Annotated in this window: 11 protein-coding genes; all 11 read right to left on the bottom strand. The window is 53.1% G+C overall.

Going from position 1 to position 14,217, the window contains the following annotated elements:
* Positions 1–3: 3 nt before the first annotated feature.
* Positions 4–2,628: a phosphoenolpyruvate synthase gene (gene ppsA / locus Q6A92_RS03440; RefSeq protein WP_332237039.1), complete on the bottom strand. Its 2,625-nt coding sequence runs from the start codon at positions 2,626–2,628 to the stop codon at positions 4–6.
* A 53-nt stretch (positions 2,629–2,681) separates the two neighbouring features.
* Complete coding sequence (locus tag Q6A92_RS03435) at positions 2,682–3,278, bottom strand: TetR/AcrR family transcriptional regulator (protein ID WP_332237036.1); 597 nt, start codon at positions 3,276–3,278, stop codon at positions 2,682–2,684.
* 1,132 nt (positions 3,279–4,410) lie between these two features.
* Positions 4,411–5,685: a phosphoribosylamine--glycine ligase gene (gene purD / locus Q6A92_RS03430; RefSeq protein WP_332237035.1), complete on the bottom strand. Its 1,275-nt coding sequence runs from the start codon at positions 5,683–5,685 to the stop codon at positions 4,411–4,413.
* A 39-nt stretch (positions 5,686–5,724) separates the two neighbouring features.
* On the bottom strand, positions 5,725–7,266 hold the full coding sequence (purH, locus tag Q6A92_RS03425; protein WP_274400998.1) for a bifunctional phosphoribosylaminoimidazolecarboxamide formyltransferase/IMP cyclohydrolase: 1,542 nt from the start codon (positions 7,264–7,266) through the stop codon (positions 5,725–5,727).
* A gap of 17 nt (positions 7,267–7,283) precedes the next feature.
* Positions 7,284–7,853 carry a phosphoribosylglycinamide formyltransferase gene (gene purN, locus Q6A92_RS03420; protein WP_332237032.1) on the bottom strand — a complete coding sequence of 190 codons (570 nt, stop codon included), beginning with the start codon at positions 7,851–7,853 and terminating at the stop codon, positions 7,284–7,286.
* The gene (purM, locus tag Q6A92_RS03415) at positions 7,843–8,883 is read right to left on the bottom strand and encodes a phosphoribosylformylglycinamidine cyclo-ligase (protein WP_274400995.1); all 1,041 of its coding nucleotides are present in this window, start codon (positions 8,881–8,883) and stop codon (positions 7,843–7,845) included. The genes purN and purM overlap by 11 nt, the downstream gene beginning before the upstream one ends.
* A gap of 18 nt (positions 8,884–8,901) precedes the next feature.
* On the bottom strand, positions 8,902–10,326 hold the full coding sequence (purF, locus tag Q6A92_RS03410) for an amidophosphoribosyltransferase (protein ID WP_274400994.1): 1,425 nt from the start codon (positions 10,324–10,326) through the stop codon (positions 8,902–8,904).
* Positions 10,302–12,524, bottom strand: coding sequence for a phosphoribosylformylglycinamidine synthase subunit PurL (gene purL, locus Q6A92_RS03405; RefSeq protein WP_332237031.1), 2,223 nt, complete (start codon positions 12,522–12,524; stop codon positions 10,302–10,304). The genes purF and purL overlap by 25 nt, the downstream gene beginning before the upstream one ends.
* Positions 12,505–13,197 (bottom strand): phosphoribosylformylglycinamidine synthase subunit PurQ, encoded by a 693-nt coding sequence (gene purQ / locus Q6A92_RS03400; RefSeq protein ID WP_332237029.1) that lies wholly within the window; start codon positions 13,195–13,197, stop codon positions 12,505–12,507. Before purQ ends, purL begins: the two co-directional genes overlap by 20 nt.
* Positions 13,194–13,445 carry a phosphoribosylformylglycinamidine synthase subunit PurS gene (purS, locus tag Q6A92_RS03395; RefSeq protein WP_274400990.1) on the bottom strand — a complete coding sequence of 84 codons (252 nt, stop codon included), beginning with the start codon at positions 13,443–13,445 and terminating at the stop codon, positions 13,194–13,196. The genes purQ and purS overlap by 4 nt, the downstream gene beginning before the upstream one ends.
* Complete coding sequence (purC, locus tag Q6A92_RS03390; protein WP_274400988.1) at positions 13,442–14,152, bottom strand: phosphoribosylaminoimidazolesuccinocarboxamide synthase; 711 nt, start codon at positions 14,150–14,152, stop codon at positions 13,442–13,444. Before purC ends, purS begins: the two co-directional genes overlap by 4 nt.
* Positions 14,153–14,217: the final 65 nt, after the last annotated feature.

Genomic DNA, 14,217 nt, shown 5'->3' with positions numbered 1-14,217 from the left:
CAATTACAGGATTTCTATATACCCTTCCGATCCATTTACACGAATCCTTTGGCCATCTTTAATCAGCTTCGTCGCATTTTCCACACCTACAACCGCAGGCAGGCCGTATTCTCTGGCAATGACAGAACCGTGGGTCATCATCCCGCCCACTTCCGTCACTAAGCCTTTAATGGATACAAAAACCGGTGTCCAGCTTGGATCGGTAAATGTCGTAACCAGAATATCGCCTTCCTCCAAGGCGGCATCTTCCATTCTTAAAACGACCCGTGCCCGGCCTTCGACGGTCCCGGAGGAAGCAGGGATGCCTGCCAAAGCGTCTTTCGGGATGTTGCCGGTATCGTATGCACCGGATAAGACCTCGCCTTCGGAGGTTATGATACGGGGAGGTGATAATTTCTTATACGCCTCGTATTCCTCTTTCCTTTTCGTTATGACATCGTAATCCAACCGGCTTGTACGAACGGCCTCCCGGAATTCCTCAAAAGACAGGTAGCAGACATCCTCTTTCTCCCGGATCACTCCCTTTTGCACGAGCCGGGCGGCCTCCTTTAACAGGGACTGCTTAATGATCCAGAAATGCTCCATCATCAGGTACTTCGGGTATTCCTTGTAACCGATGAAGTTACGTAGAACGCTTATCTTCTTCCTTGCTTTCTTGGCCTTTTCCTTTCCGCCGGGCAATTGTTCCAGACGGTTCAGGAGGTCCCGCTCCTTCTGCTTTGCTTCCAGCAGGCCCCGCCTAACAAGGGCGCCATGGGCATCTGGTTCAAGATTCTTGATGTTGTTGAGAATCATCGGGGCCAGCGCGGTCGGCTGTTCGCTGAAACGGGGCCTGGTGATATCGATCTCGCCCGGGCAGCGCATGCCGTATTTTTCAAGATATGCCCGGATGGCCTGACTGACGGCGTCTCCGCCTTCCAGCTCGGCCAGGTCCTCAAAAAAGGTTTCGTCCTTGGCGTGTCCCAGATACTCCATCACCGCCGGATATTGACGGACGACATCCGCCACATCCAGCAGCTCCAGTCCCATTTCGGAAGTGACATCGTTGGCAACGGATTTGGTGAGCGAATCGGCCGTGCCCTTCTCGCCCAGCCACTTTTCCATGTGCTTATTGATCCAGCTCAGCGCTAATGTCCCGGCATAGATCACTCCCATGTTTTGGGGGGCATACGCCGCTTCTTTTAAACGCTTGAGCTCTTCGATAACGGCGGCAAACAGTTCTTCTCCGGACAAATTTGCTGTCCTTTGCCCCATATCTCTGATCAATGCCTTATTTTTTGACAACAGCGTTTGAACGACGGATGGATCGTTGTCGCGGGAAATCTTCATAAACTGAGCGACCAGTCCCCAGGAAAAATACCCCGACCCCATGCTGAGGGCTTTTTTGCCGCGCGACAATGATTTCATAAAGTCTTTTCGCTTTATTAAGCTCTTGAGCGCAGTATGCATGAGAGGGTCCATCTTATCCGCGGCCATGAGTACAACCTTTTGTCCCGTGAGAGAAGCCAAATCGTGCGCGATATCGAAGTACAGCCTTCCGCCGATTTGAATCAGGGGAAAATCATCGGTCGACAACTGAAAAAAGGACGAGCCCAACGGCCTCATGGCGTCGGTCATCATCTGCTGATGGCTGAACGACAGATACACATGGTTTTTTCCGTCCCGCACGTCCGGTATGGGATAAAGAGTGGTGATGGGACGGCTCTGGACGATAAAAATTTTGTTTTCATACAGGCACCATTCGATGTCCCGGGGGCCGCTGAAATAGGCTTCAATGCGCCTGCCCGTTTGTTCAAGCTCCAAAATCTGCTCGTCCGTCAGCGTCTGCATATTCTGATGTGCGGTATCGATCCTCTTCTCTTCTGTTCCGCCTTCTTTCAGGCCATAGATCGCCAGCTTCTTTGTCGAGATCTTCTTATCAACAATGCTGCCGTCGCGTACTTTATAGTTATCTGCGTTGACGAGACCGGAAACCAGTGCTTCGCCGAGACCGAAGCTTGCATCGATAGACACCACTTTGCGATTGAAAGTGATCGGGTCGGCAGTAAACAGGATCCCCGCCGCCTCTGGGAAAACCATCCGCTGGATGACCACAGACAGATAGACCTTGCGGTGGTCGAATCCGTTTTGGATACGATAGGTCACGGCACGGTCAGTAAACAGCGATGCCCAGCACTTGCTGATATGTTTCAGAATGGCCTCCCTTCCGATGATGTTCAGATACGTATCCTGCTGACCGGCAAAGGAGGCCGTCGACAGATCCTCCGCTGTGGCGCTGGACCGCACGGCATAAGCATTCTGCTCTCCCAGTTTTGCCAGATGACGCGTTACCTCTTCAGCGACTTCCTCCGGGATAGCCGTCTTTTCGATGACGCGGCGGATCTTAGCGCTAACTTCAATGATCCTTTCCTTATCTCCCGCCTTTACATGAGCGAGCTGTTCTAAGAGCTCAGGCAGCTCAGGTATTTGTCCGATTGTCTTTTTATACGCTTCCGTCGTGACGCAGAAACCTCCCGGTACTCTTATTCCCGCGATTCTGGACAGTTCCCCGAGGTTCGCTCCTTTCCCCCCGACGATAGGAAGCTTTGTTTTATCAATATCCTGAAAGCCAAGCACATAGGTATTCATACCGATTCACCTTTCTGTCTATTTTGAGTGTCAAAATATATTAGTCATGTCTGTCAATCCTTAGACAGTGCAATGCCTTCCTTGATAACTTTGATCGCATCGCCGAGATTCTTTAAATACTTTTCCTTGTCTGATCTGTTCCTGTAATACTCATTTAAACTAAATGTGGAAATCATATTAATCACCAGTTCAGAATCAACATCCGGTTTGATAAGACCGCGCTTCTTATCACGCTCAACCATTTTTACAAATTTATCAGTGGATGATTCACGGATTTTCATCGTAATTTCACTATTATCCAGTTCCATCCGCATCCCCAGCTCGACATACCCCGGTTTCTCGCTTCCTTGTTCAAGGGCTTCTCTGGTCGAATACATAATCACTTCAAAAACGTCTGCATCCGGATCCATTCCTTTTACCTGGCTTAGTATTTCAGACTTTTCTTTCGAAATGACTTCTATCATATAGAGATAGATATCTTCCTTATTATCAAAATATTGATAGAAACTGCCCTTAGGGATACCTGCATTCTTGATAATCTGATTAAGCGATGCCTCGCCGAAACTCCGGGCTGAGAACTCCTGCATGGCGGCATCGAATATTCGGTCTTTCTTTTCATCACTTAAATTATAAAAGGTTGCTTTTGGCATGACTTTTATCCTCCTGTAACGACCGAGTGGTCATATTGATTGTAAAAAAAATAATTTTTATTATGACCGGATGGTCGCATCGTGAGAATAGTATATGACCAACCGGTCACATTGTCAAGATGCTTCTTTCAAATATAACTTGAAATATGAGTATCTCTTTAGCCCATTTTCCTGCTGGGTCGTCAATTAATGATCGATCTTTCCCGAGGCCGTCAATCTTTCGAAAGACGGAAGCGTGTCCGCGATCAATCAATAAACTCCCGCAGCGGTCGATAAATTGCTGCTCATGATCGTTAAAACGGGGATGACGATCGATAAAGCTGCGGTAATGGCTGATCAAATTCCGGCCGCGTTTGATCCATCAATCAGGGACGATCTCTTTGTTCTGATTATTCTTACTTATCGATTCCAGTTTGTTTACTGTCGATTCTTTGGCCGTTACCGGCGATTTTAGCCGCGATTCACCGGAATATGCGGCGGGCCGAAGAAAAAGGCCGGGTGTTGCCGCTATGTAACGCCTGTCTGTGCAGGATATCTCTCTTTTTCAACGGAATAACCCGTCGTCCGCAGGAACATTCAAAAAAATAGACTGCCGCCTGTGCAAACCGATCGGTTTTCGGAAGAAGCGCTGGCGTTCTCGCGCCGCGGCCCGACTGGATACATGAGTTGAGGGGATACCCGTTATATGAAAACCTAAGGATAATATTTTGAACAAAAGCGGCAGGCCGCTCCGGGCCCTGTGGCCTTGAGAGGTGACCGCGACCATACAAAAAGCCCCGCCCATATAGCCCATTTGGCGGTGCCCTGTATGACATGTCGCTTCAATCTATCTCTGCAGTTTTCCTAATGCGCTTGACTCATCTATGAGTACCGCTGGACGCGATAAAGAAACTGCCGCCACGTATTTTACACAAGAAGCGGCGGGGCGGTTACGCAAACGTATGAATATATTGATCCAAAATCAGTAGCGCAGATAAGCAGTTGATGCCTTTTTACAGGCTGCCCTTAGCAGCCGCATGGGTATTGAGTTCTTTTAAGGTGCTATTAAAAACTGCCGGGGTTCTCCGGCAGTTGGTTATTGGGCGGCATGTTGCCGCTGCAAAGGGTTACAGTCTGACAGCGGACGGCGGTCTTATGCCTTCTTTGCCTCCGCTTCCAAAGCGCGGTGGCCGATATCTTTCCGAAAGAAGACGGCATCTGTCTGAATGTTTTCCAGATCGCGGTTCACGGCGTCGCGGGCAGCGCGGAGGCTGTCGCCGAGCCTTGTCACAAGCAGTACCCGTCCTCCGTTAGTCAGCCAGTCAGTGCCGGACTTTCTCGTTCCTGCATGAAAGAGCAGGGCATTTTCAGAAAGAGCGTCAAGGCGGCCGAGTTTTTCGCCTTTTTTGTATGAACCGGGATAACCCCTTGAGGCAAGCACTGTGCCGACAGCGGTCCTGTCCGTCCACCGCAGCTGCGGCCGGATTCCTTTCATCACATCCTGAATGGCCGCAATAAGATCCGATTCCAGGCGCGGCAGAACAACCTGTGTTTCCGGATCGCCGAATCTGCAGTTGAACTCGATCACTTTCGGGCCTTTTTCAGTCAGCATCAGCCCGGCATAAAGCACACCCGTGAATGGGCGCCCTTCTTGAACAAGCCCCGCTGCGGCCGGCTCGACAATGGTGCGCACAGCCTCGGCGACAACCGTCTGCGCAATCTGCAGAACCGGCGAATAGGCGCCCATCCCGCCGGTATTCGGTCCTTTATCTTCTTCAAAGGCCCGCTTATGATCCTGGGCAATCGCGAGCGGAACGACCAGCCCGCCGTGCACGAGCGCCATCAAGGAGAATTCTTCGCCCTCCAGATACTCCTCAATGACGACACGGGCACCTGCCCCGGCAAATTTTTTATCTTTCATCAATGTTTTCAGGCCCTGTCCGGCCGCTTCCATCGTCGGCGCAACAACGACTCCCTTTCCGGCGGCCAGTCCGTCGGCCTTCAGAACGATCGGGGCGCCGACTTCGTGCAGATAATTGCCGGCGGCCTGATAATCCGTAAACGTCCGATAATGCGCCGTCGGGATATTATACTTTTCCATCAGCGCCTTGGCAAAGGACTTGCTTCCCTCAATCTGAGCCGCCGCCGCGGACGGCCCGAAAATTTTCAGACCTTCTTTCTCAAAAAAATCGACGATCCCGCCGACAAGCGGCTGCTCGGGACCGACAAGCGTCAAGTCGATACGATGTGCTTTGGCAAAGGCGGCAAGTTGCTCAAAATCCATGACATCAATCGGCACGCATTCGGCGACGGCCGCTATTCCGTCGCTCCCCGGTGCCGCCAAAAGCTTATCTACTTTCGGGCTTTGTGCGGCTTTCCATGCCATTGCATGTTCGCGGCCGCCGCTGCCGATAATCAGGACATTCATGTTTCGGCTCCTTTCGAAAGTGCGGAAGATAAGAGCGGATCAGTGTTTAAAGTGGCGCATGCCCGTGAAAACCATGGCAATGTTGAATTTATTCGCCATATCTATCGATTCTTGGTCACGGATCGATCCGCCCGGCTGGATAATCGCTGTAATTCCGGCTTTGGCCGCTTCTTCGACTGTATCGCCCATCGGGAAAAAGGCATCCGACGCCAGTACCGCCCCTTTTGTCTTTTCTCCCGCTTCCTCAAGGGCGATTTTCGCCGCCCCGACACGGTTCGTCTGTCCGCCGCCCATACCGACCATCAGGCCGTCTCTGACAAGTGCAATTGCGTTGGATTTGACGTGTTTGACAATGGTCCAGGCGAAGGCCAGACTCTTCAGTTCATCATCGGTCGGTTTACGCTCCGTGGCAACCTTCAGATTTTCCCTGACGTCTTCATAACCCTTGGTATCGAGATCCTGAACGAGCATCCCGCCGCGCACCGACGTGTACTGTGTAAATTCCTGGCTGTCATCCGTCAGTTTAACCTGCAGCAGCCGAATATTCTTTTTCTTTTCCAGAATGGCAAGCGCTTCTTCCGAATAAGAGGGAGCAATGACGATTTCCAGAAAAATGCTGTGCAGTTTCTCGGCCAGCGCCTTGTCGACCGGGCGATTCAGTGCGATAATTCCTCCGAAAATCGAGACGGGATCGGTTTCGTAAGCTCTGTCGTAGGCTTCGTTGACCGTTTCGCCGATGCCAATGCCGCACGGATTCATATGTTTGACCGCGACAGCTGCCGGCTGCCGGAATTCCTTGACAATACCGAGCGCGGCATCCGCATCGCGGATATTGTTGTATGACAGTTCCTTGCCGTGAAGCTGCCCGGCCGCGGCAATGGTCGATTCATTTTCAATCGGTTCACGGTAGAAGGCCGCCCGCTGATGCGGATTTTCGCCGTAACGCAGCGCCTGCTTCTTCTCATAAGTGATTGTCAGTTTTTCCGGGAAAACTTCGCCCGTCTGTTTGGTGAAGTAGTCGGCAATCAGGGCGTCGTAGGCAGCCGTATGCCGGAAAACCTTGGCCGCGAGTTTTTGTTTCAGTTCGAAGGGAACCTCGCCGTTTTCATCCAGACTCTCCGCCACCAGATCATAGTCGGCAGGATCGCAGACGACGGTCACGCTTTCATGGTTTTTCGCCGCTGAGCGGAGCATGCTCGGCCCGCCGATATCGATATTTTCAACGGCCTCACTATAAGCAGCATCGGGCCTGGAAATGGTCTCCTTGAAAGGATAAAGATTAACGATCACAAAATCGATCGGCTGAATGCCGTGCTCGGCGATGGCATCCATATGTGCCTTTTTGCTGCGAACAGCAAGCAGCCCGCCGTGAATAGCCGGATGCAGCGTCTTCACACGCCCGTCGAGGATCTCGGGAAAACCGGTCACGTCGCTGACCGAGGCCACTGGAAGGCCTGCATTTTCAATCGCTTTTTTTGTTCCGCCCGTTGAAATGATTTCAACACCTGCATCCACCAATTTTTTTACAAAATCAATCAGTCCGGTCTTATCTGAAACACTGACTAAAGCACGCTTTGCCACTTTGACTCTTCCCTTCCTCAGTTTCCAAGTATTTTCGCAATTGTTTTCGGATAAAGGACATGTTCTGCCGCATGCACGCGTTCTGTTAAAGAGTCGATCGTATCTCCGTCTTCAACCGGAACGGCAGCCTGGGCAATGATCGGTCCGGTGTCCATCCCCTCGTCAACATAATGCACCGTCACACCCGTAATCTTGACTCCCTTTCGCAGAGCCTGGCCGATCGCGTCGAGCCCGGTGAAGGACGGGAGCAGCGCGGGATGCAGATTCACGATCCGGTGCGGATAGGCTCCAAGCAATGTCTTGCCGAGGATGCGCATATACCCCGCGAGAAAAATGTACTCAATGCCGCACGCCTGACAGGTTTCTTTAATTTCTTCCTCAAAGGCGCGCTTGCTCGGATAATCTTTGCGTACAATCACTCGTGTTCTGACACCGGCTTCTCTCGCCAGGTCAATAACATGGGCACCCGGCTGATCGCAGATCATCAGCTCGATAACGGCCGCTATTTCGCCGCGCCGGACAGCCTCGGCGATTGCCTGAAAATTGGTTCCGTGACCCGAGGCAAAAATCGCTATTTTATGCTTCATCCAGATTCACCAGCGCCAATCCCTGTCTTTCGGTCACCTGTCCGATCACATAAGGCGTTTCGCCCAGCTCTCTCAGCCGGTCGACCGCGAAGCCTTCGTCTGCCGGAGCCACCGCCATCACCATGCCGATGCCCATATTAAATGTGCGGTACATGTCCTGTGCCGTCAGTCCGCCCAGCTCTTTCAGCCAGCGGAAAACAGCCGGGACCGGCCAGATGGCCGTGTCGATTTCGGCGCCGAGGCCTTCCGGAAACATTCTCGGCACGTTTTCATAAAAGCCGCCGCCCGTAATATTGGCCAGCCCGCCGATCGTGATTTCCTGCAGCAGGCTGAGAATCGGCTTGACATAAATCCGTGTCGGCCTGAGCAGTTCATCGGCGATCGTCCGGCGCGGATCGGGTCTATACGCATCGCTGAATTTCAGGGACGCATCGGCGATGACTCTCCGGACAAGAGAAAAGCCGTTGCTGTGAAGACCGTTTGATGCGAGGCCGATCAGCCGGTCTCCGGGTCTGATGTTTTCCCCGGTGATCCGTTTCGCTTTTTCAACCACGCCGACAGCAAAACCGGCAATGTCGTAATCGTCTCCCCGATACATGCCCGGCATCTCCGCCGTTTCGCCGCCGATCAGGGCACAGCCGGCCGCTTCGCAGCCATCGGCGATCCCTTTAACGATCGCTTCGGCTTTTGCGGGCTCCAGCGATCCGCAGGCCAGATAATCGAGGAAGTAGAGCGGTTCGGCACCCTGTGTGATGATATCATTGACACACATCGCCACCGCATCCGTACCCACCGTATCATGACGGCCGGTGGCGGAAGCAACCATCAGTTTTGTTCCGACACCGTCTGTTCCGGATACAAGCACCGGTTCCTTAAGATTCATCTTCGACAGATCGATCGCGCCGCCGAAACCGCCCAGAGCGCCGACCACTTCGGGACGAAACGTCCGCTGCACATGTTTCCTGATTCGGTCCACCGTTTCATAGCCGGCCTCAATGTTCACACCGGCATTTTTATACGCATCGGCCATTTTTTTATCTTCCTTCCTTCAGACAAGCATTTCTTTTTCATGCGGCAGAACGGTACCCGGATAAATTTCAGTCGGATATTTTCCGGTAAAGCAGGCCAGGCACTGGCCGCAGTTTTTCAGTGCAGGATCGCGGCCGATCGCCTTCATCAGGCCGTCGACGCTCAGAAAAATGAGCGAATCGGCACCGATTTCTTCCCGGATTTCTTCCACTGAGTGTGTGGCGGCGATCAGTTCGGATGAGGTCGATGTATCGATCCCGTAAAAACAGGGATGGGTAATCGGCGGTGAGCTGATCCGCACGTGAACTTCCGTCGCGCCGGCGTCCCGCAGCATACCGACGATCCGCCTGCTGGTCGTGCCGCGGACAATCGAATCATCGACCATCACGACACGCTTGCCTTCAATAATCGCACGTACGGGAGAAAGTTTCATTTTAACGCCTTGTTCGCGTAGTTCCTGTGAAGGCTGAATAAACGTCCGGCCGACATAGCGGTTCTTGATCATGCCGAGTTCATAAGGAATTCCCGTTGCTTCCGCATAACCGATTGCCGCCGAAATGCTTGAATCGGGGACCCCGGTGACCACATCGGCCTCAACTGGAGCTTCCTGCGCCAGCAGCCGGCCGAGATTTTTACGGGCGGCATGGACGTTGATTCCCTGAATGTTGCTGTCCGGCCTTGAAAAATAGATATATTCCATGCTGCAGATCGCCGGAGTCGAGTGATTCGTATAGAATTCCGAATGCAGGCCGTCACCGTCGATTATCAAAATTTCTCCGGGATGAATGTCGCGTACAAAGGTCGCTCCGATCAGATCGAATGCACAGGTTTCTGAGGCAACGACCCAGGCCTCGCCAAGCCGTCCGAGAGAGAGCGGCCGCAGGCCATTCGGATCAAGCGCCGCGATCAGCTGATGTTCGGTCAGCATGGTCAGCGCATAGGCTCCCTTTATAACGGAAAGCGCATGCTTGACACTTTCAATGAAATTATCGGAAAAGTCCCTTTTGATCAAATGAGCGATCACTTCCGTATCGGACGTCGTCTGAAAAATGCTCCCGCGCTCCTCCAGCTCGCCTTTCAGCTTATGGGCATTAACAAGGTTGCCGTTATGGGCAATCGACAACGTATCCTTCTGGGAGCGGAACACAAGCGGCTGGACGTTGGCATAGCTGTTTCCGCCCTGAGTCGAGTAGCGGACGTGGCCGATTGCCGCATGCCCTTTGTTTAATTGTTCAAGTTTTTCATGATCAAAAACATCGTTCACAAGTCCGAGTCCTTTATGATCGTAGATGCGCTTTCCGTCTGATACGGCGATACCCGCCCCCTCCTGGCCGCGGTGCTGCATGCTGTGAAGTCCGTAATAAGTCAGTCTCGCCGCATTGACATGTCCCCAGATTCCGAATACTGCACATTCTTCGTTTAATTCTCTGCCGACATCATGCATGACAGGACTCCTCTCCATTCTTTTTCAAGTTCGGGCCGGTTCAAAGAGACCTTTTCAGATGCAAAGCTAATATGGATCTGTTCATCGCGGGTAACCTTCCCGGCAAACGCGGCGTCATCCACTGCGGCCTCAAAGGCCTTCATGGACGTCTCAGGGACAGACACAACAAAGCGGGACTGCGTTTCAGAGAAAAGCTCCGCAGCCGGGTCAGTGTCAAAATGCAGGTCCACGCCGAACGGTGTCCCGAAAACGGATTCGGCAACCGCCGCTGCCAGGCCGCCTTCGGAAATATCATGGGCGGAAGATAGATAGCCCGCTTTGATCGCTTTCAGGAGCTGGGACTGCCGCTTCTTTTCAAGGGACAGATCAAGCATCGGCGCCCTGCCGCTTGCTTTGCCCTCGATCAGCATCTGCAGCGCGCCGGCGCCGAATTCAGGCGCCGCCGTGCCGATGACATAAACTGCATCGCCTTCGTGTTTAAAAGAAGCAGTCATGACGCGGGCCAGATCCTCAACAAGGCCGACCATACCGACCACCGGTGTCGGATCAATCGCTTCACGGTCCGTCTCGTTATAGAGAGAAACATTGCCGCTGATGACCGGAGTCTCCAGCGCTGCGCACGCTTCCGCCATGCCTTTGACCGACTCCTCCATTTCCCAGAACACTTCCGGCTTTTCGGGACTGCCGAAGTTCAGGCAGTCGGTGATGCCGAGCGGAAGAGCGCCCGAACAGACAATATTGCGCGCCGCTTCGGCAACGGCGATCTTCCCGCCTTCCCTTGGATCCAGCGCCAGATACTTTGCGTTGCAGTCCGTCGTCATCGCAAGCCCTTTTTTCGTACCTCTGATGCGGATAACAGCGGCATCGGAACCGGGGGCAACGACCGTATTCGTCTGCACCATATAGTCGTACTGACGGGTGACCCATTCCTTCGAAGCCAGCGTCGGCTGTGCAAGCAGCTTTTTAATCGTTGCGGCAAAGTCCTGGATATCGGGTACCCAGTTCGGTACCGATTGATTGGCTGTATATTCAGCCGGCACCGCAGACGGCATGTGGCGCACCGGAGCGGAGGCAAGTGCGTCCGACGGCACCTCGGCAACGATTCTGCCCTTATGTTCGAGACGAAGCACTTCTTTTTCAATGACTTCCCCGACGGCAACCGCATGAAGGCCCCAGCGTTCGAAAATCTTTTGGATTTCTGTCTCGCTGCCTCTTTTGATAACGATCAGCATCCGTTCCTGAGACTCGGACAGCATCATTTCATAGGGGGTCATGTCCGTTTCGCGCTGCGGGATCAGATCGAGATTCATATGGATGCCGACTCCCGCTTTCGCAGCCATTTCGCTGGCGGAGGAAACGAGCCCCGCCGCGCCCATGTCCTGAATGCCGACGAGCGCTTCATGCCTGGTCAGTTCGAGGCACGCTTCAACCAGCAGTTTTTCCATGAACGGATCGCCGACCTGAACCGCCGAGCGTTTCTCATCCGATTTTTCCGTAATCTCTTCGGAAGCGAATGTCGCGCCGTTGATTCCGTCGCGGCCCGTGCTCGCGCCGACGTACATCACCGTATTGCCGATTCCGCGCGCCTGGCCGACCTGGATATCCTCATGATTCATGATCCCGACGCACATCGCATTGACGAGCGGGTTGCCATTGTAACAATTGTCAAACTGCAGTTCACCGCCGACCGTCGGAATGCCGATGCAGTTGCCGTAGCCGGCGATCCCGCTGACGACCTCTTCAAACAGATAGCGGACGTGCGGATCGCTCAGATCGCCGAAGCGGAGCGAATCGAGCAGGGCAACCGGACGAGCGCCCATGGAGAACACATCGCGGATGATTCCGCCGACTCCGGTAGCCGCACCCTGATAAGGCTCAATCGCCGACGGATGGTTATGGCTTTCAATCTTGAACACGACAGCCTGGCTGTCGCCGATATCAATGATTCCCGCGCCTTCACCCGGCCCCTGAAGTACGCGGCTTCCGCTCGTCGGAAAAAGTTTGAGCAGCGGTTTTGATGTTTTATAGCTGCAATGCTCGGACCACATGACGGAGAAAAGGCCGGTTTCCGTATAGTTCGGTTTTCGGCCGAGAAGTCGCGCAACTTCCCGGTATTCGTCCTCTGTCAATCCCATTGTTCTGTAGATTTTCTCCCGTTCAATCTGTTCCGGTGACGGTTCAAGATGTGTAAGCGGCATGTGCGGATTCCCTCCAGTAGTTCAAGATTGACTGAAAAAGCCGAAGCCCGTCGTCGCTGCCGAGCAGAACGTCCGCCGCCCGCTCGGGATGGGGCATCATGCCGAGCACGTTGCCGTTCCGGTTGACGATACCGGCAATAGCCGCCCGCGAACCGTTCGGATTTTCGCCCGCATAGGTGAAAACGATCCGCTGTTGATCCCTCAGTTCCCGAAGCGTTTCGTCATCACAATAGTAGTTGCCTTCACCGTGCGCGATCGGAATGCGGATGATTTCGCCTTCCTTATATAATGAAGTAAAAAGCGTACGGTTATTTTCCATCCTAAGATTCACTGTCTCGCAGATGAACTTAAGATGCTTGTTTTTCAGCATCGCGCCCGGCAGCAGGCCGGCCTCAAGCAGAATCTGGAAACCGTTGCACACGCCGAGCACCGGCTTGCCCTCCCCGGCTGCCCTGACGACAGCAGGCATGATACCGGCAAAGCGGGCAATCGCGCCGGAACGGAGGTAATCTCCGTACGAAAAGCCCCCTGGAATCATCACCGCATCGAAGCCGTCAAGCGAGGTTTCCGCGTGCCAGACGTATTCCGCCTCTTCGCCGAGGCCGTCCTTGATCGCGTAGTACATGTCCTGATCACAGTTCGATCCGGGGAAAACAATGACCGCGGTTTTCACAGGTGTTCCTCCTCCTCAATTTCATAACGATAATTTTCAATCACTGTGTTGGCCAGCAGCCTGCTGCAGATCGCATCGACCTGTTCCGCCGGATCCGCCGCGTCTTCTATTTCAAGTTCGATATATTTGCCGATCCGGACGTCCTTCACATTGCGATAGTCCATATTATGGAGCGACTGCATCACGGCCTGGCCCTGAGGATCCAGCACGCTCTCTTTCAGAGTAATAAACACCTTCACCTTTTTCATTGCACGGCCTCCAGGCGGCTCAGCAGTTTTTCATAGGTTTCGGGCAGATCGGCAATGTTGCGGCGGAAAACGTCCTTGTCGAGTTTTTCATGAGTTTCCTTGTCCCAGAGGCGGCACGTATCCGGCGAAATCTCATCGGCAAGAACAATCCCGCCGTCTGTCTTCAGTTTGCCGAATTCCAGCTTAAAATCGACCAGCAGAATACCCGCTTCGGCAAAGAGAGCCTGCAGCACTTTGTTGACGTTGAGCGCCTGGCGGCGAATTTCCGTCAATTCCGCCTCCGTTGCAATTTTCACGGCCAGCGCGTGGTCGTCGTTGATCATCGGATCGCCCAGCTCATCGCTCTTGTAGTAAAATTCAATAATCGTCCGTCCGAGATCCGTTCCTTCATCAAGGCCGAGGCGTTTTGCCAGGCTGCCGGCAACGATATTGCGGATAACCACTTCGATCGGAATAATATCGACCGCTTTGACGAGCTGCTCGGTCTCGGAAATTTTTTCAATAAAATGGGTCGGGAGATTGTGTGCCTGCAGCACATGAAAAATTCGCGTGCAGATCGCGTTGTTTAGCCGCCCCTTGCCGGGAAAAACGGCTTTCTTCTTGCCGTTGAACGCAGTCGCATCATTTTTGTACTCAACGCGCAGAACATTCGGATCGTCTGTCGTGAACATTTTCTTTGCCTTGCCTTCATACAGTAACTGGCTCATCATTTTTCCCCTTTGTCTGATCAGATTTTCAGCGGCTCGCCGAACCTGTCTTTTATGTCAATAAA

This window comes from Sporolactobacillus sp. KGMB 08714 (assembly GCF_036598985.1).
Taxonomy (GTDB): domain Bacteria; phylum Bacillota; class Bacilli; order Bacillales; family Sporolactobacillaceae; genus Sporolactobacillus.
This window is presented reverse-complemented; position numbering and strand designations above follow the sequence as displayed.